This is a genomic window from Legionella sp. 39-23 (assembly GCF_001897665.1).
Lineage (GTDB): Bacteria > Pseudomonadota > Gammaproteobacteria > Legionellales > Legionellaceae > Legionella > Legionella steelei.
Genome location: NZ_MKTO01000038.1, coordinates 119,250 through 136,777 on the forward strand (window position 1 = coordinate 119,250; position 17,528 = coordinate 136,777).

A 17,528-nucleotide genomic window follows, 5' to 3' on the forward strand; every position below is an offset into this window, starting at 1 on the left:
TTTACTCTATTGTTTAATAGTTCCGGCAATTTGCAGCTGATGGGCAACGATGCGAGTCAAGTAATCAAACTCAATATTAACCTCTTGGCCCTGTTTTAAGACGCATAAGGTTGTACTCAGTAATGTATGTGGAATCAGCATTAATTTAATACCTTGATTCGCAACTGAATTAATCGTTAAGCTTACCCCTTCAACAGTAATACTACCTTTAGGAATTAAATACAACATTGCATTTGCATCAAATCCACCGAGTTCGACTTCGACAAATTCATTCAGGTGCGTTATTGAGCGAATGCGTGCAATTGTATCTACATGACCGCTTACATAATGTCCACCAAAACGTGTGGAGGCAAGCATTGCGCGTTCTAAATTGACTTCATCATCAGTATTTAATGTGCCCAAAGTAGTTCTATTTAAGGTTTCGGGAGAAACATCAAAATTCAATTTTGCATCTTCAGAAGGCAGTAAAGTTAAACATACGCCATTTACTGCAATGCTTTCGCCAACCTCCAACTCAGTAAAGGTAGATGCAATAACCAATCGATTTGCTTCAGCATGATGCGTATTGCTAATTACGGTACCTTTTCTTTCAATAATTCCGGTAAACATGAATTCCTCTTATTCCTGGCTCAAGTGTGTGCGTCTTTCTTGCATGGTTTCCACGCTATTAATCACCGTTTGTCGACAAATCTCGCGCATAACAGGAATTTCCTGCAAAGGCGTTCCTTTATAAATGCTATAAGCAATCAAGAAACTATCACGCCATATTTTTTCAGTGCGTTTTTCTTTCGCTTTCATCCATAAAGCAATCCATAAAAAATGAAATTGCCATTTATCGCGATGTATTTCCATTTCCTCAGAAAATACTGCATCCATTGCATCTTCCATGCGGCAGACTCTAATTCCATCCACAAAACTACTGTTGTGATTGACAATCTTATCAACTATAGGATTTTCTAAATACCAGGATTCAGTAAACGATTTATTTTTAAGCCAGGACTTTGAACGACGTAGAGACTCAGAAATCACTTCTTGAGTAAACGGTGTGATTTGGATACTCATTTGTTCGAAGAGATAATCTAAATCCAGTTTCACAGGGCGTAAACGGACTCCTAATAACTCTTGCATCTCTAAAAACTGGATGTTGGGAATCTCGCCTTTTTCTATCGACACGGCCAAGAAATGTTCCACCATCATTACGAAATAAGATAAATCGACCTCACGTAGCGTCACATTCTCATCAAAAGCCTTATGGTAATAATCTTTTACATCTTTTGCTGATAAAGTAGGCGTTATCCATGCATCTTTAATCCCTACATCATACTTCAGTAATAAGCCACATAATCTATTTTTTCTACGTTTACGAACATGTAAAAAAATACCTTGTGAGCCTGTACCATCCACTTCGGTGGCTCTAATTGTCGCGCTGGCCGGTTCAGGTTCAGGTGCAAATACGACCCCTTTTTTGCGTTGCGTTTTTATCCAGGAATTAAAAAGTGCATGATAATGTTCTGGATACCAGTACTTAATAGTCTGCAACCGTGAAAGAGACACAGAAGATAATGTTACGAAATCTATAATTTGGCCTAAGGTATTAATCGCAATGTCGCGAACCTCAGCTTTAGGGTGCAATAAAATGAGTAGGCCAATATCCGCCCCCTCTTCAATATTATATAAATCAACCATCAGGTCGATAAAAAAATCCGCCGGCATCGCATAGCTCTGCGCGAAAAAATTTTCAGCAATTTCGAAAACATTCAGATCAGACAACTCATGAATCAAATCACGAATCGCATCTAAATGGGATATCGGTTCGCCTTCATGAGTCGTTTCGTCTTCATCACTGGCGAGATCAAAATAGGCATTTTTCAACTCTTCAGTCAATTCAACATGTGATTCATAAAAGGAATTTAATACAGGAAGCCAAAAACTTAAAGTGTGTTTGCGTGAATCAATCATTTCCGCCAAATGATCCATCAATTGAATTAATGATCTTGCAGTAACTTTATTAGATTCGGCGGCTCCCTGTAGTTGTGCCACACAAATATCTAAAGCAAAAACACATGCGGAATAAACTGAAAGACCTTCATCCAGCTTTTCTTCCAAATTATTGATGATATCGACTAGTTTAAAGGCAAGTTCGGGCTCTTGAAAAAATAACGTATATAACTGGGGATCTGGCTCTGCATTTTGTTCAATGAGTGTAGCCATTTCCGTAAGTAGGTGCTGCAGTTCTGACGAATCATGAGTCATATTTTTTTAGGCACCTGTCTTGAGCGACCTTCTTCATCTATAGCAACAAAAACAAAAACGCCTTCAGTAACTTGATATGCTTCATTCTGCGTTGCAGGATGTGCCCATACTTCAACACTAAAGGTCATAGAGGTATTACCTTGCTTTATCAGAGTGACATAGCAGCTCACCAGATCACCCACATGAACTGGTTTTAAAAAACTCATGGAATGAATAGCCACTGTAGCGACACGGCCCAATGCCAATTTTTTCGCCAATATTCCTGCCGCTAAATCCATTTGTGACACAATCCATCCACCAAATATATCGCCATTGGCATTAGTATTTGCTGGCATTGCCAAAGTCTGGATAGCTAACTCTCCCTTTGGAGTATTGGTCATGATTCACCATCGTGTTTTTATGTTAGTCAGATGTAGCCCTGGATGCAACGTAGCAAAACCCGGGTTTTGCTACGTTGCATCCAGGCTACAATGCACCAAACCTTTAATTACGCTTTAATTTCGCTAACGCATCTGCCATTGCCGTATTAAATACAGTCTTTTTAACCGGCTCAACTTTTTTAGCCTCAGGCTTTTTCTTATGCTCAGGCTTCTTAACTTGAGGCTGTTTTTTCACTTCAGATGTTTTTGCAACTTTTTTAACCGGTTGGCTCGCTGGTTCGTCTTCCAATTTCATACTAAGACCAATACGTTTTCTTTCTTTGTCGACTTCAATGACCTTAACAGTCACAATATCACCAGCCTTTACGACGGTGCGTGGATCAGAAATAAACTTATTCGTCATCGCGGAAATATGTACTAGTCCATCCTGATGCACACCAACATCCACAAAAGCACCAAAGTTAGTTACATTACTGACGACCCCTTCAAGGATCATCCCTTCATGTAAATGTTCGATGTCTTCAACACCTTCCTTGAACTGTGCTGTTTTAAATTCAGGCCTGGGATCACGGCCAGGTTTTTCTAATTCGCGCAATACATCTCTTATAGTAGGCAAACCAAATTGCTCATCAATAAATTGTGCTGCATTGACACTGTGTAAAGCGTCTTTATTACCTATCAATTTCTTAATATCAATGTTCTTATCGGCAATAATTTTTTCTACTAAAGGATAGGCTTCTGGATGCACACAGGAGGCATCCAAAGGATTATCTCCGTGCATGATACGTAAAAAGCCTGCAGCTTGTTGGAATGCTTTTTCACCCATGCGGCTTACACTTTTTAATTCCATTCGGTTTTTAAATGCACCATGTTCATCCCGATAAAGTACTATATTTTTGGCTAAAGCTTCGTTAAGACCAGAAACATGAGACAACAGAGCCGCCGAAGCAGTATTTACATCGACACCAACCGCATTCACGCAATCCTCTACCACGCCATCCAAACAACGCGCCAAGCGAGTTTGATTCACATCATGTTGGTATTGGCCTACGCCAATAGACTTGGCTTCAATTTTAACTAATTCTGCGAGTGGATCTTGAAGGCGGCGTGCGATAGAAACAGCACCTCTCAAGGTAACGTCTAAATCAGGAAACTCCTGAGAAGCAATTTCTGACGCCGAATAAACCGATGCTCCTGCTTCACTCACAATAACTTTAGTCAGTTTTAAATCAGGGTACATTTTTATTAAATCAGACACCAAACGTTCGGTTTCACGAGAGCCTGTTCCGTTACCAATACTGAGCAAGTTAACTTGGTATTTTGCTGCCAATTTAGCCAAATCAGTAATTGCCTGATGCCATTCATTTTGTGGGGCAAATGGAAAAATAACGGTGTAATCCAGCAGTTTACCAGTTGCGTCGACTACAACCACTTTCACACCAGTTCGGATTCCAGGATCAAGACCTATCGTGATTTGTGGACCAGCGGGCGCCGCGAGTAACAAGTCCCGTAAATTTCTAGAAAATACTTTTATTGCTTCTTCATCAGCCATTTCACGTAAACGAGTGAGTAATTCCAGCTCTAACTTAGTAAATAATTTTACCTTCCAAGTAAGACGTATTGTTTCAAGCAGCCAACTGTCTGCTTTTCTTTGTTGGTCAACAATATTGAAATGTACTGCTAATTTATTTTCACCATATGTTGCTTCATGTTCAGGTAAAGTAAGGCTTACTTGTAACACACTTTCGCGACGGCCACGGAATAAAGCTAAAGCACGATGAGAAGGAATTTTTTTAATCGCTTCAGCATAATCAAAGTAATCTGAAAACTTGTTTACAGTTTCTTTTTTCTTAGAGCTGCCTATCGATTTAACAATACAATGCTGCCACAGATGTTCGCGCAGTTCATTAATTAAATCAGCGTCTTCAGCAAAATGCTCCATTAATATATGCCGCGCGCCTTCTAATGCTGCCTTTGCATCCTCGACACCTGCCTCGGGATTGATAAATTGAACCGCGTGTTCTTCGGGATCCAAATCAGGATTTGTCCAAAGAGCCTGGGCTAATGGATCTAAGCCGGCTTCTATAGCAATTTGTGCCTTAGTGCGACGCTTGGGTCTAAAAGGTAGATATAAATCTTCAAGACGCGTTTTAGTATCTGCAGCGAGAATACTCTTTTCAAGTTCAGGAGTTAATTTCTCTTGTTCTCGGATAGACTGCAACACAACAGCGCGACGCTCATCCAACTCACGTAGATAATGTACACGTTCATCAATAAAGCGTAATTGCACATCATCCAGCCCATCGGTGGCCTCCTTACGATAACGTGCAATAAAAGGAACTGTTGCCCCTTCATTGAGCAGACGAATGGACGCTTCTACCTGCGCTGGTTTAACTTTAAGCTCTTGCGCAATAATCGCAGCTAATCCCAACATCTCTTGAGTCATTTACATCCCCGTAAAACATAAATATAGAACAATTTAATTACCACAACCTAAACCTTTTAAAATTAGGCTGGGTAAGTCGTTTAAAAAACCGCCACATTATTACTCAACAGTCACCGACTTGGCAAGATTACGCGGCTGATCAACGTCAGTACCTTTAGCCACAGCAACATGATAAGCCAACAGCTGCAAAGGAATCGTATAAACTATTGGCGCAACCCATAAACCACAGTAAGGCACCTTAATTAGACGTGTGCCATTTGCTTGCCAGTTTTGAGTGTTATCAACAAAAACAAACAGCTGACCACCGCGCGCACTCACTTCGTGTAAATTAGATTTTAATTTATCCAAAAGTTCATCATTAGGCGCAACAGCAATAACAGGCATGTTTTCATCAACTAAAGCCAAAGGCCCGTGTTTCAATTCTCCGGAAGGGTATGCCTCCGCGTGAATATAAGAAATTTCTTTTAATTTTAAAGCACCTTCAAGAGCAACTGGGTACTGAACGCCACGCCCTAAAAATAAAGCATGTGCTTTATTAACAAATAAAGAAGCGAGATCTTCGATTTCCTCATTCATTTTTAATACACGCTCACAGCATGCAGGCAACTCTTGCAATTGTTGTAAGACTTCATTAGCACGATTATCGTGGGAAAGTGCTGCCGCTAACATCAAAAAAGCAGCCAATTGGGTGGTAAATGCTTTAGTAGAAGCCACACCAATCTCGACTCCTGCGCGCGTTAAGAAAACACAATCCGCCTCTCTGACTAAAGTGCTTGTTGCAACATTACAAATAGCTAAAGTGGCGACATAACCCATACCCTTCGCTTTTTGCAAAGCAGCTAGTGTATCTGCTGTTTCTCCTGATTGGGAAACTGTAATAAATAAAGTATCTTTGGGTACAACAACGTCGCGATATCGATATTCACTCGCGATTTCAACTTGTGTGGGCAATCCAGTAAGAGACTCTAACCAATATTTGGCAATCATGCCGGCATGATAACTGGTACCGCAGGCAACAATATGAATTTGTTTTACGGTTGGAAATATATGGGAAGCGCGTTCACCAAAACTGGATTTAAGCACCTCAAGGCTATTTACTCGCCCTTCTAAAGTATCCGTCAGCACCTTAGATTGCTCAAAGATTTCCTTGAGCATAAAATGCCGGTAAGGTCCTTTGCTTACAGTTTCAGCATCGCTGGTTAAAGGATGCAAAGGACGCTCAACAACCGATTTAGATGCATCATAGATTGCCACATTTTTTGAAGTAATAAAGGCACTATCACCTTCTTCTAAATAGATCACTGACTGTGCAAAAGACTTTAATGCCAATCCATCAGAAGCGATAAAATTCTCACCGATACCTAAACCAACAACCAAAGGACTACCTTTACGAACTGCAACAAGCTCCATTGGTTTTTGTTGATGAATAACGCCTAAAGCAAACGCACCATCCATTTCTGCAGCTGCGGTTTGTACTGATTCAAGCAAATTTTCACTTTGTTGATAGTAGTAATGAATTAAATGTGCAGCGACTTCTGTATCGGTTTCAGAAGTAAACTGATATCCCTTCATCATTAATTCATGACGTAACGTGTCATGATTTTCAATAATACCATTATGTACTATGGCAATTTCCCCATGAGACAAATGAGGATGTGCATTTTGCTCAGAAGGCTTACCATGTGTGGCCCATCGTGTGTGGGCAATCCCTGTAGAACCTGCAATAGCTGTTTCTTGCATCGCATTCGCTAAATTTTGTACCTTGCCCTGAATTCGTACGCGCTTTAAATGCTCTTGATTATCGATGACTGCAATCCCGGCAGAATCATAACCTCTATATTCCAAACGACGTAATCCTTCCAGTAAAATTTTACTGATATCCCTTTCAGATACAGCTCCAATAATCCCACACATAAACCTGCTCCTCGTTTCAAAAACCGCATATGAACGATATATCAATAAAAAAAGGGCAATTATGCCATAAACATTTATAAATCACTAACATGATTCGTAACGATTTAGAAAGGACGATGCCACAAATTATTCTCTAAAATTAAACGAAGAACACCGCGATTTTAGATGCTCTAAAAAGAAAACCCGGGTTAGGGCCATGCCTTCACCCAGGCTCCGAAAAACCTAAACAGGTTTTAACGCTTTAACACACGTTTACTCTATAGGATTTTCACACGTTACTTCATATCCATGGTATTTCATTGTCTTGCAAATCTCAAAAGCAAGTAGCCCATGCGCACGGGTGCTTGGATGAATTTCATCCCAGAATAAATAACTATCAGGTGTATCGCATACATGATAATTTTTATCTCCTGACGCAAAACTCGCATCCCGATATTGAAGTACTTGTGCGTAACGTAATACATAGTTATTCGCAAAAGGTGAACTACGGAATGCATCATACATAGGGAACTTCACGTCAATACATGCCTCAGTCGTATTAGTAAATCCATAGTTTTCTGGATTTTTTAAGGCCCGGGACAAATAATCATGCATATCGACGTAAAGAAAATCGGACTCAGGATAAATCTTCGCCCATTCTTTCATGCGATTTTGCAAACGCTCATTGTGTACATCCACCGCATTATTTAAAACTTCCCTATCTGTGGTTTGCACGACCCGAGGAGTATCGCCTATATGTGGCAGTCCCATGATCACAAAACGACGCGCACCTGCTTTCATTAATTTCATGACAGCAGAACCGGTGCCGGAAAGGACATTATCCACATAGGTACTCATTACTTCAGTGTTGTAATTATCTTCAAAGAACAAGACATTAATATAATCATTATTTCCTGTGAAAATGAAAAATACCGTTTCATCACTTAAAACAGGGTGCTCTAGCAAATAAGCTTGGACGGTCAAGCCAAGGCTTGGTGGCACCAATTTACCTACAATAAGATTTTTGATTGTTCCTAATGGATGCCGAATCAAATTCCATACGGTAAGTTGATAATCATATGTTGCTGCCCAGCTTCCACCAAAAGCACGGTTCAAATAAACTTCTTCATCTTCAGGAGAAATAGATAGCATTTTTGCTAAATACTCATTCCATACCTGACCATTAGAGAAACGAGCATTCCAGTATGGTTTTCCGGGTAGGACAGGCACCAACTTAACTTTGCTGACCAAATTGGCAATATAGGGTGCCAATTGATTATCAAAAAAATCGGTTACTATCGCGATGCCCGAATCCAAAACCATTTGTGGTACATAATATTCATCAGCAAACTCAACCATTTTATTGAGTACAAAAACTTTAAAAGGCGCAACTAAAAAAGCAGGATCCTCTTCCTGACGTAAGCTTTTGAGTAAATGAGTGGTATTCCCTGTATCTGATAAACTGTCGCCAAAAACAACCATAGTTTTTATGGGCGTAGCGGCAAAACTCATGAACGGGATAAAGAAACAAAGGATAAAGAACCAACGCAACTTCCGCATGTAATGTGCCATATTATCTCCTTATAAAGCCGGCAGAATGAAAAACACCGATAGCTTTGGTACCTACCTAAGAAACTTCAAAATGCTATTTTTAGTCATTACTTTCCCGCTCTGGACGCTTTTAAAACTCGCCATTAAACTAGGCTATTACTCATCTTTAAAGCTTCTGGAGTGAACAATTTAAGTTGTTTAAAACTTAGCATTTTGAAGTTCCTTAGGTATATAACAGTATGATCGCTGGTTAGTTTTTGTCAACGCATTTAGCTAATTTTGCTTCAAATTTAAACGTCTTAATAAGATGCATTTAATTCATGCCTATTGATTAAATTCTGTGTAAATGGTAATTTTTGTCGATTATTTTGGGTTATTTTTCAGGTAGTATGATGAACGAGATAGTGATTGCTTCATTTTATAAATTTGTTCTTTTAGAAGATTTTGAAACGATGCGTGAGCCTTTGCTGGCGAAAATGCATGAAATCAAAATCAAGGGAACGATTATATTGGCCTCTGAAGGAATCAATGGAAGTTTTGCCGGCACACGTGAGCAGATGAACCTATTCTACCAATTCATTCGCCAAGATGAGCGTTTGGCCGATTTAAGGTTTAAAGAAACTTTTGATAAAGAGAATCCCTTTGAAAAATCTAAGGTCAAACTACGCAAAGAAATCGTAACCATGGGCATAAATAACATTGACCCACTGAAAACCGTAGGGACTTATCTGAGCCCTGAAGAGTGGAACGAATTAATTCAAGATCCGGATGTGGTGTTAATTGATACCCGTAATGACTATGAATTTGAATTGGGTACATTCAAAAATGCCATTAACCCCACTACAGAAAATTTTCGTGATTTTCCACAATATGTGCGTGAACAGTTAAACGATAAAAAAGATAAAAAAATCGCCATGTTTTGCACAGGTGGGATACGCTGCGAAAAATCCACTGCTTATTTAAAAGAGTTGGGTTTTGAAAATGTCTATCATTTGCATGACGGTATTCTCAATTACATTGAAAAAATGCCCAAAGAAGAATCGCTCTGGGAAGGACAGTGTTTTGTTTTTGATAATCGCGTCGCAGTTGATGATCAATTAAATCGCGTCTATCCTCAATTACCACTGGATTACAAACACGATCGCGTCAAAGAATAAATATGACTAACAAAAAACAATCCGATTCAACCATCGTGTTGAATCGCAAAGCAGGTTTTAACTATTTTATTGAAGATCAGTACGAAGCAGGTCTCGTACTCGAAGGCTGGGAAGTCAAAAGCTTGCGCGCAGGAAAAATAAATTTATCTGATGCGCATATTATTATCAAAAACAGTGAAGCCTTTTTACTTGGTGCGCAAATTCAACCGCTCATAACCGCCTCGACACATTCTATCCCCGACCCGATACGTACACGTAAGCTATTGTTAAATAAAAAAGAATTGAATCATCTCATCGGCAGTGTTGAACGCCAAGGCTATACTATAGTGCCCCTTTCTTTATACTGGAAAAAAAATAACATAAAGATAAAAATAGCGCTGGCTAAAGGTAAAAAAGAACATGATAAACGAGGCACCATTAAAGATCGCGAGTGGGAAAGAGACCGTTCGCGAATAATGAAAAAAACAGGGAGAGATTAATGAATATTGGTGAATCCATACCCGATTTTGCTTTTGCAGCAACGAGTGGACTCAATGCACATCTGAGTGATTATCAAGGTCAGTATGTCGTTCTCTATTTTTATCCTAAAGATGCCACACCAGGCTGTACTACTGAAGGCCAGGATTTCCGTGATGCATATCCTCAATTTCAAAAATTAAATACCCAAGTCTTTGGCATCTCTCGTGACAGCATGAAATCACATGAGAATTTTAAAGCAAAACAAAACTTTCCCTTCGAGCTCATTAGTGATCACGACGAACAGTTATGCCAATTGTTTGATGTGATAAAAATGAAGTCCATGTACGGCAAACAAGTACGTGGCATTGAGCGCAGTACGTTTCTCATTGATCCCCAAGGCAAATTAAGCAAAGAATGGCGTAAAGTAAGTGTCAAAGGCCATGTAGACGAAGTACTCAGTGCTTTAAAATAAAATTCTTGACTGGGTCTCATCCCCTAAGCAGAATGAATGAAGGAAGCAATCAAATAATTGTAGCCTGGGTGAAGGCGTAGCCCTAACCCGGGAAATTTCTCACCACTGACCCCAGGTTACGGCTTTGCCTTCGCCCAGGCTACACGTTTTAATCACAAGGTGAATTTATGGATAATAGCAATACCAAGCTGTTTGTACTTGATACCAATATTTTAATGCATGATCCTACAGCGCTCTATCATTTTGAAGAACATGATATCTATGTGCCCATGGTTGTTCTGGAAGAGTTAGACAATCATAAAATGGGTACCTCGGAAGTAGCGCGTAACGTACGCCAAACCAACCGCATGATGGTAGAACTCATGAGTAATTCTACCCATGAGCAAATTGTATCTGGATTAGCGATACCTAATTATTTGCACTCCGATAAGAAAAAGTGCAGCGGCAAGCTATTTTTTCAAACCGATGAATTTGACCAAGCTGTCCCCTCAACGCTCCCAGGGCATAAAGTAGATAATACAATTCTGGCTACCGCTTTAGGCTTACAAAAAAAATACGCCGGGAAAAAGCAGGTCATTATTGTATCCAAAGACATTAACTTACGTATCAAAGCGGGAATTTTGGGAATTCTTGCAGAAGATTATTACAGCGATCAGGTCCTTGATGACGTCAATCTGTTGCATAGAGGCTTACACATTCTAGATAATAATTTCTGGGATACCCACGCCAAAGACATGGGATCATGGCAGGAAAGCGGCAAAACTTTTTATAAAGTAGCTGGCCCGCTAATCCATCAGTGGAACCCCAATGATTGCATCAGCACCGAAGATGATCAGTTCCAAGCCATAGTAAAAAAATTGGAAAGTGATCATGCGGTAATTCAGCTCGTGCGTGATTATACAAAACATTCTGTATGGGGAATCCATGCGAAAAATCGGGAGCAAAACTTTTCCCTAAACTTGCTGATGGATCCCGATATCGATTTTGTTAGCTTACAAGGTCCTGCGGGAACAGGAAAAACACTACTCACTATTGCTGCAGGTCTTACCCAAGTCTTAGATCAAAACCGTTATTCAGAGATTTTAATGACGCGGGTGACAATTCCTGTAGGCGAAGATATTGGTTTTCTTCCTGGCACCGAAGAAGAAAAAATGACTCCGTGGATGGGCGCGCTAATGGATAACCTAGAGGTGCTCCACAGCTCACAAGTGGGTGGTACTTTCGGACGTGGCGCAACCCAAGATTTATTACAGAACAAAATTAAAATTCGTTCTTTGAATTTCATGCGTGGTCGTACCTTTTTAAATCGCTACATTATCATTGATGAAGCGCAAAATTTAACGCCCAAACAAATAAAGACTTTAGTTACACGTGCAGGCCCTGGATCTAAAATTATTTGTCTTGGGGATATCAAACAAATAGATACCCCTTATTTGAGTGAAACGACGTCGGGTTTAACTTTTGCAGTAGATCGTTTTAAACACTGGGAGCATAGTGCCCACATGAGCTTAACCCGTGGGGAGCGTTCAAGACTTGCATTTTATGCTGCGGAACATTTATAGTAGGGTCCGTTTAAATTTCGCTAGCTTGAGCCAAAATGGCTTGATTTTTGAGCACCGAAGCGCAGCATACATGAAGTATGTGAGCATCGGAGCACAAAAAATCGAGACAGTTTGGCCAGGATAGTAGAAATGTACTTTAAGGATTTACCATGACCGATCATGCCATCACCTTTGATGACGTTCTGCTTGTTCCTTCATACAACCACCACGAATCAAGACGCGTGGTGGAAACCACCAGTACTGACCGACTGGGTAAATTAACTCTAGAACTCCCTGTAATTAGTTCCAACATGGACACCATTACTGAAAGTACTATGGCAAACTTCATGGGTTCCAAAGGTGCTATGGGTGCTTTACACCGCTTTATGAGCATCGAAGAAAACGTTGAAGAATTTAAAAAGTGCCAAACTAAAGTTTTTGTTTCCGTAGGTTGCAGTGTTGCCGATTTAGAAAGGGCAGAAGCATTACGTGATGCAGGCGCTGACTATTTCTGCGTGGATGTGGCCCATGCGCATGCCAAATATGTGGGGAAAACGCTAAAGAGTTTACGCCAAATCCTTGCTGACCGCTGTATTATGGCTGGAAATGTTGCCACCTATGCAGGCGCGGATTATCTTGCCTCATGTGGTGCGGACATCATTAAAGCGGGTATTGGCGGAGGTTCCGTGTGCAGTACGCGCATCAAAACCGGTTTTGGTGTCCCCATGCTAACCTGCATTCAAGACTGTTCACGTTCGGATCGCTCTATCGTTGCTGATGGTGGAATTAAAACCTCCGGAGATATCGTCAAAGCATTAGCCTTTGGCGCTGACTTTGTCATGATAGGCGGTATGCTCGCAGGAACTGCCCCAACACCTGGCGAAATCATTCAAAAGCAAGATGGAACTAAAGTAAAGCGTTACCGTGGCATGGCATCCAAGGAAGCCCAGGAAAACTTCTTAGGACAAATGCATGAATGGAAAACGGCTGAGGGCGTCGCAACGGAAGTACCCTTCAAAGAAAACCCTGACGCAATTATTGCAGATATCGTAGGTGGTTTACGATCTGGTCTGACCTATGCTGGCGCGGACACCATTAGCGAACTGCAACGCAAGTTAAATTACGTGGTGGTCACCCAAGCCGGTCGTATTGAAAGCTTACCGCATAAATTATTGACTGGAAATTAAAAAGAACTCACTCATCCATTGTCGCCTGGGTAAAGGGATAAGGCCTTAACCCAGGTTTTCGAGTGCTCCCAGAAATTACGGAGTTCCCACAGTAGGGGTATCGGGAGCTGGAGTATCAGGAGCAGGAGCTGGTTGTTTTTGTTGAGGTGCAACCTCATCAAAACTACTATCATCCACAGACCCGAGAGATTGTTCCGCTTCACCAGTTTTACTGCTACTTAGAGCAGTCATTTCAATGGCTCCACCTAGGGTATCATCATCATTAAATGGAAGCTCAGAATTCCATTCGGTATTCCATTCTTCGACGTTTTCTTCTTCATCATTTTCTGCTTCAACTACTTCCTCATCTTCATCATTTTCTGCTTCAACTACTTCCTCATCTTCATCATTTTCTGCTTCAACTACTGCCTTATCTTCCTCTTCTTTTTTGGGCGAAAAATCAAGTTTTTTTACTTTATCTATAAGTTTCTCTAGAGCATCAGCTATTTTATCGCCCAATTTGTCAGGAGCAGAAGTTATCGCATCGGTAACTGCACCCACCGTGTTTGCAACTTTAGTAAGCGCCTGCCCTACTGTCGTTTGCTTGAAAGCGTTTACTTTATCGTCTATTTTATCTGAAATTGCGTCTTTTAGCTCACCTGCTTTTTCGTTTACCGCATCCTTCAAGCCACTCAGCGCTTTTCCTACCCTAGTTTCTGCAAATTTATCACCAAGTTTCTCTACGCCCTTTTTCAAAGCATCGTTTATGGAACCATTAATGTCCGCAACCATCTTCCCCATATCTTCAAGCATCTCTTGGCTAGCGCTTTTCTCCTTGCCCTTACCCTCGTCTTTTTTAGCGTCCGTTTTTTTAGGTGGAGATGCATCGTCCTGCTTGGCTTTGCCGTCGTCTTTCTTGCTTGGTTTTGGACCATTAGAAACATCCGGAGTTATCACCTGCGGTTGTGGAGGAGTAGGTGTACCACTAGTAGGACCTGGAGTCTGTGTATCTGTTTTTGGCTTCTTAGGTTCAGTTTTGTCTGTACTCATTTATCTTAACCTCTATAGTATCTGCCCCTATTATATTAAAGATAGCACATTAAAAGAAACGTTGCCCTGAAATAAATAGCGCGAATTTAATATTTTCAGATACACTAAATAGTATCAGGATTTGCTTTTTGTGAATTATATTAACCCATAATTTACACTAATTTTGCAAAAAAATGGCAACATAAAATGGAATAATACATCATGATGAAGCAAGATGATTTTCGGTATATGCGACGAGGCAAACAACTGCTTGATTTAAACAAGGATGATTTAGCTTTGCTCGAACCAATTTATCGACGGGGTCCCAAAAAAGATCGTGCCCTGCTGCTGATACATGGGTTTACTTCCTCCCCAGCAGTTTATCGTTATCTGATTCCTCAATTAAATCATTATGATGCATTAGTTTGTCCTGTATTACCGGGGCATGCTGAAAGCATCTCTGCTTTTGCACAAGTCAAGGCTGAGGATTGGTTCAATTGTGTCATGCAAGAATGCGAGACATTATTTAAAGAATATCAAAAAGTAGATGTTCTAGGCTTATCGCTTGGTGGACTTTTAGCTTGTAAGTTGAGTGCCAAATTTACATTCAATCACATGTTTCTTTTAGCGCCAGCCTTAAAACTACACATGAATATTCATAAGAACCTAATGATTCTTAATCTACTAAAAAAACTTGGATTTTGTGAGATCCGTGGACAGGCAGGTAACCTAATAACCAATGAACATGCGGAAATATCATACAGAAAATTTCCAATTCCTACGCTGATTGAGGTGTTTCACTTTATTCGCGAACACCATTGGATCGCACCAAACTGTCCAGTTGATCTCTTTTTAGGCACTTATGATCGTGTTGTTGCTTCCAAAGAAGTAGAAAGGATGTTTTCCTCTTTACCTAACACCACCATACACTGGCTTACTAACTCGGCACATGTTTTACCATTGGAGAGTGACCTAGAGCAGATTACCCAATGCATTAATCGACATATGCCTCATAACTCGAAGGAGCAGCCCTCACTTCTGTTAATGGAGAAGGAACTAAGAGTAAACGAAATTTAATCCACTCTGATGAGCGCCATCTCCCCTTCAAGGGAGAAGGGGGACGCATTTGTTCGACTTATGGAAAACAAAAAATCCCCTCTCCCGCCATCGGGAGAGAGGTGAGGGAAAACCAAACTCGCTACTTTTTAAGGGAATTGTTTATTGTAACGCGTAAAATCTTTCAACTCGGCTTGATTCCACTCACGCATATCTAATACCGATCCATCAAAAGCCATAAAGTCCGCACGCGTAGTGGGAAGGTTATAATAATAAATGTCACTTGCATCCGTAGCCAAATTACTCTGATGTTTTGCCACTGAAATTTCTGCAATAGAGTGACCGTGTGTTCTTACAAAACTGCGTTGTGCACGTAAATAGCGTCCTTTAAAGTGCGCATTTCCCCAAAGCTCAACATCGAGCCTATTGACTGCACCAGCTAATTGAATCGTTGATTTCTGCTTTGCGCGCACCGTTAAATTATCCGTTCTGACCCAATACAAACTGAGCCAAGCATTTCCATGCATCGACAAATTGGCTAAATTGGCAACTCCTTCGAGCTGAACTTTTGGATTTCCTTGCAGATGTACCTGTAAGTTTGGGCTAGAAATACCCCCAATTTGGACAAGACCTTTACCTTTAATATCCAGCACACGTAAGCCAATAGAGCCGCCTAATTTGACGGTCCCGGTATTGACCAAATAGGCATCCAATGCACTGGTACGTATCTGACTTCCGGTAATTAGAGGAGTACCTGATGCCATTATGCGGTTAAGAAACTGGCCGCGAACATCAGCATATACTGGGCCATGTGATGGATATCCTGTCAAATACAGTATGTTTCCTTTGACCTCTGCCTTGACCGCAACTAAATCGCGGGCGTCACCAGATAAAATCACCTGTGGCTGTTTATACCCCGTATGCAAACTCACATACAGAGGGCCTTGGAAGACAACCTGATTAAACGGAGTAACTGATCTGACTTGTTTCGTCTTTACAGCTGGCGGCAAAGGAGACATCGTTTTTTTTCTGGGCCCATGATGCGCACAAGCAGCTAATAAAAAGACAATTAGAATCAATAAGTAACACCGCTTTAGCATAAAGTTCATTCCTGGTTCAATAATTCCTCTACATTAGAGGAAGTTCTGGCAATGTGCAAGGTGTAGCCTAGGTGAAGCAAAGCGGAACCCGGGTTTTCCAATAGAGAATCGTACCTCACCTCACTCAGAGCCATCTAAAACCAAGATCCTTTATTAAAATTGGAAAGCATTACATTAGCAGGACAGGTATCATTCACTGGTGAATTCGGTGCACTATCGATTAACGTCTCTAAAGATTCATCAAAAGGAATTAATGCCGGCAATTCAATGTAAATATCAACCAAGATACCGTTTCGACACCCCAGATAAACTTTACCGGAGTTCTTTTTCCCAAAAGCTTGCACCACCATCTCCCGCAATGCGGTTAAAGGTAATTTTTGTCCTTGATGCTGGGTCAGATACTGTCCTAAAACAGAATGGTCGACCGCATCAGTCAAACGCATGGCCAAAGAAAAATACTCATCTGCAGATAGTACCTGACAACTGCCATGCTTATTCCATTCATGGCGCTCCAAACAACTCCCATAATTATAGCTGGGCATGATTTTTTTCAAGTGTTCGGATACTTGTGGTGACAAATTTAGTGGGGGATAAGCACAATGCTTGAATTTTTGTTCTACGCCACAGTATCCATAACTTTGACCACAGGCATTCTGGTTAGGCCATAAACCATGTAAGGTAAGATGTTTTGCTTGGTACGAATTTGGGGGTAAGTTCATGCATTCTGGCTTGCCAGCTTCATAGCCGTAAGTTTGGCAAAAACCAGGCTGCGAACTAAGCGCAAGAACATAAGAATCAGACATGCCCGCATGCGTATCGCAAGCATCACCGAATCCAACAGAAGCAACAACGTTGACAGAAAAAACAAGCAACAACAGAGCAGTGAGCTGTTTCATTAAGGCCTCCAACCAAGGCTTCTTTCAAACATTATACATAAGCAGAAAATGAAATCCAGCTTTTTATTTTTATATAATATATTGAATATTAATGAAAATTTTTTGATTAAAGTGTTTATTCTGAACACC

The 17,528-nt window shown here is 40.7% G+C and carries 15 protein-coding genes; 6 read left to right on the forward strand and 9 right to left on the reverse strand.

Annotated features, from left to right (window positions below; all coding sequences use genetic code 11):
* Positions 1 to 6 precede the first annotated feature (6 nt).
* The 6 genes from BGO44_RS14405 to plaC all read right to left on the reverse strand — a co-directional run bounded on the left by BGO44_RS14405 (position 7) and on the right by plaC (position 8,544).
* On the reverse strand, positions 7 to 609 hold the full coding sequence (locus BGO44_RS14405; protein ID WP_058511555.1) for a riboflavin synthase: 603 nt from the start codon (positions 607 to 609) through the stop codon (positions 7 to 9).
* A 9-nt stretch (positions 610 to 618) separates the two neighbouring features.
* On the reverse strand, positions 619 to 2,253 hold the full coding sequence (locus tag BGO44_RS14410; protein ID WP_273198754.1) for a Y4lR C-terminal helical domain-containing protein: 1,635 nt from the start codon (positions 2,251 to 2,253) through the stop codon (positions 619 to 621).
* Positions 2,250 to 2,633 (reverse strand): acyl-CoA thioesterase, encoded by a 384-nt coding sequence (locus BGO44_RS14415; protein ID WP_273198752.1) that lies wholly within the window; start codon positions 2,631 to 2,633, stop codon positions 2,250 to 2,252. Before BGO44_RS14415 ends, BGO44_RS14410 begins: the two co-directional genes overlap by 4 nt.
* Before the next feature lie 103 nt (positions 2,634 to 2,736).
* Positions 2,737 to 5,079, reverse strand: coding sequence for a Tex family protein (locus BGO44_RS14420; protein ID WP_273198751.1), 2,343 nt, complete (start codon positions 5,077 to 5,079; stop codon positions 2,737 to 2,739).
* 99 nt (positions 5,080 to 5,178) lie between these two features.
* A complete protein-coding gene (gene glmS / locus BGO44_RS14425) occupies positions 5,179 to 6,993 on the reverse strand; it encodes a glutamine--fructose-6-phosphate transaminase (isomerizing) (RefSeq protein ID WP_058511551.1) in 1,815 nt (604 codons plus the stop codon).
* Positions 6,994 to 7,245: 252 nt separating this feature from the next.
* Entirely contained in the window at positions 7,246 to 8,544 is a 1,299-nt protein-coding gene (plaC, locus tag BGO44_RS14430) for a lysophospholipase/glycerophospholipid:cholesterol acyltransferase PlaC (RefSeq protein WP_058511550.1), read from the reverse strand.
* 371 nt (positions 8,545 to 8,915) lie between these two features.
* Here plaC and trhO point away from each other — a divergent pair, with 371 nt between their 5' ends.
* The 5 genes from trhO (at position 8,916) to BGO44_RS14455 (ending at position 13,339) form a co-directional block, all read left to right on the forward strand.
* Positions 8,916 to 9,680: an oxygen-dependent tRNA uridine(34) hydroxylase TrhO gene (trhO, locus tag BGO44_RS14435; RefSeq protein ID WP_058511549.1), complete on the forward strand. Its 765-nt coding sequence runs from the start codon at positions 8,916 to 8,918 to the stop codon at positions 9,678 to 9,680.
* A 2-nt stretch (positions 9,681 to 9,682) separates the two neighbouring features.
* Positions 9,683 to 10,159, forward strand: a complete 477-nt coding sequence (gene smpB / locus BGO44_RS14440) for an SsrA-binding protein SmpB (RefSeq protein ID WP_273198748.1) — start codon at positions 9,683 to 9,685, stop codon at positions 10,157 to 10,159.
* On the forward strand, positions 10,159 to 10,611 hold the full coding sequence (locus BGO44_RS14445) for a peroxiredoxin (RefSeq protein WP_058511547.1): 453 nt from the start codon (positions 10,159 to 10,161) through the stop codon (positions 10,609 to 10,611). The genes smpB and BGO44_RS14445 overlap by 1 nt, the downstream gene beginning before the upstream one ends.
* 167 nt (positions 10,612 to 10,778) lie before the next feature.
* Positions 10,779 to 12,173: a PhoH family protein gene (locus BGO44_RS14450; RefSeq protein WP_058511546.1), complete on the forward strand. Its 1,395-nt coding sequence runs from the start codon at positions 10,779 to 10,781 to the stop codon at positions 12,171 to 12,173.
* A 149-nt stretch (positions 12,174 to 12,322) separates the two neighbouring features.
* Complete coding sequence (locus BGO44_RS14455; RefSeq protein WP_058511545.1) at positions 12,323 to 13,339, forward strand: guanosine monophosphate reductase; 1,017 nt, start codon at positions 12,323 to 12,325, stop codon at positions 13,337 to 13,339.
* A 75-nt stretch (positions 13,340 to 13,414) separates the two neighbouring features.
* On the opposite strand, the gene BGO44_RS14460 is transcribed toward BGO44_RS14455, so the two are convergent.
* Entirely contained in the window at positions 13,415 to 14,368 is a 954-nt protein-coding gene (locus BGO44_RS14460; protein ID WP_273198747.1) for a hypothetical protein, read from the reverse strand.
* Positions 14,369 to 14,572: 204 nt separating this feature from the next.
* Here BGO44_RS14460 and BGO44_RS14465 point away from each other — a divergent pair, with 204 nt between their 5' ends.
* On the forward strand, positions 14,573 to 15,424 hold the full coding sequence (locus BGO44_RS14465; RefSeq protein ID WP_193393432.1) for an alpha/beta hydrolase: 852 nt from the start codon (positions 14,573 to 14,575) through the stop codon (positions 15,422 to 15,424).
* A gap of 128 nt (positions 15,425 to 15,552) precedes the next feature.
* Here the strand turns inward: BGO44_RS14465 and BGO44_RS14470 are convergent, their stop codons facing one another.
* Positions 15,553 to 16,503 carry a GIN domain-containing protein gene (locus BGO44_RS14470; RefSeq protein WP_058511542.1) on the reverse strand — a complete coding sequence of 317 codons (951 nt, stop codon included), beginning with the start codon at positions 16,501 to 16,503 and terminating at the stop codon, positions 15,553 to 15,555.
* Between the two features lie 134 nt (positions 16,504 to 16,637).
* Positions 16,638 to 17,399 carry a ribonuclease T2 family protein gene (locus tag BGO44_RS14475; RefSeq protein WP_273198746.1) on the reverse strand — a complete coding sequence of 254 codons (762 nt, stop codon included), beginning with the start codon at positions 17,397 to 17,399 and terminating at the stop codon, positions 16,638 to 16,640.
* Positions 17,400 to 17,528 lie beyond the last annotated feature (129 nt).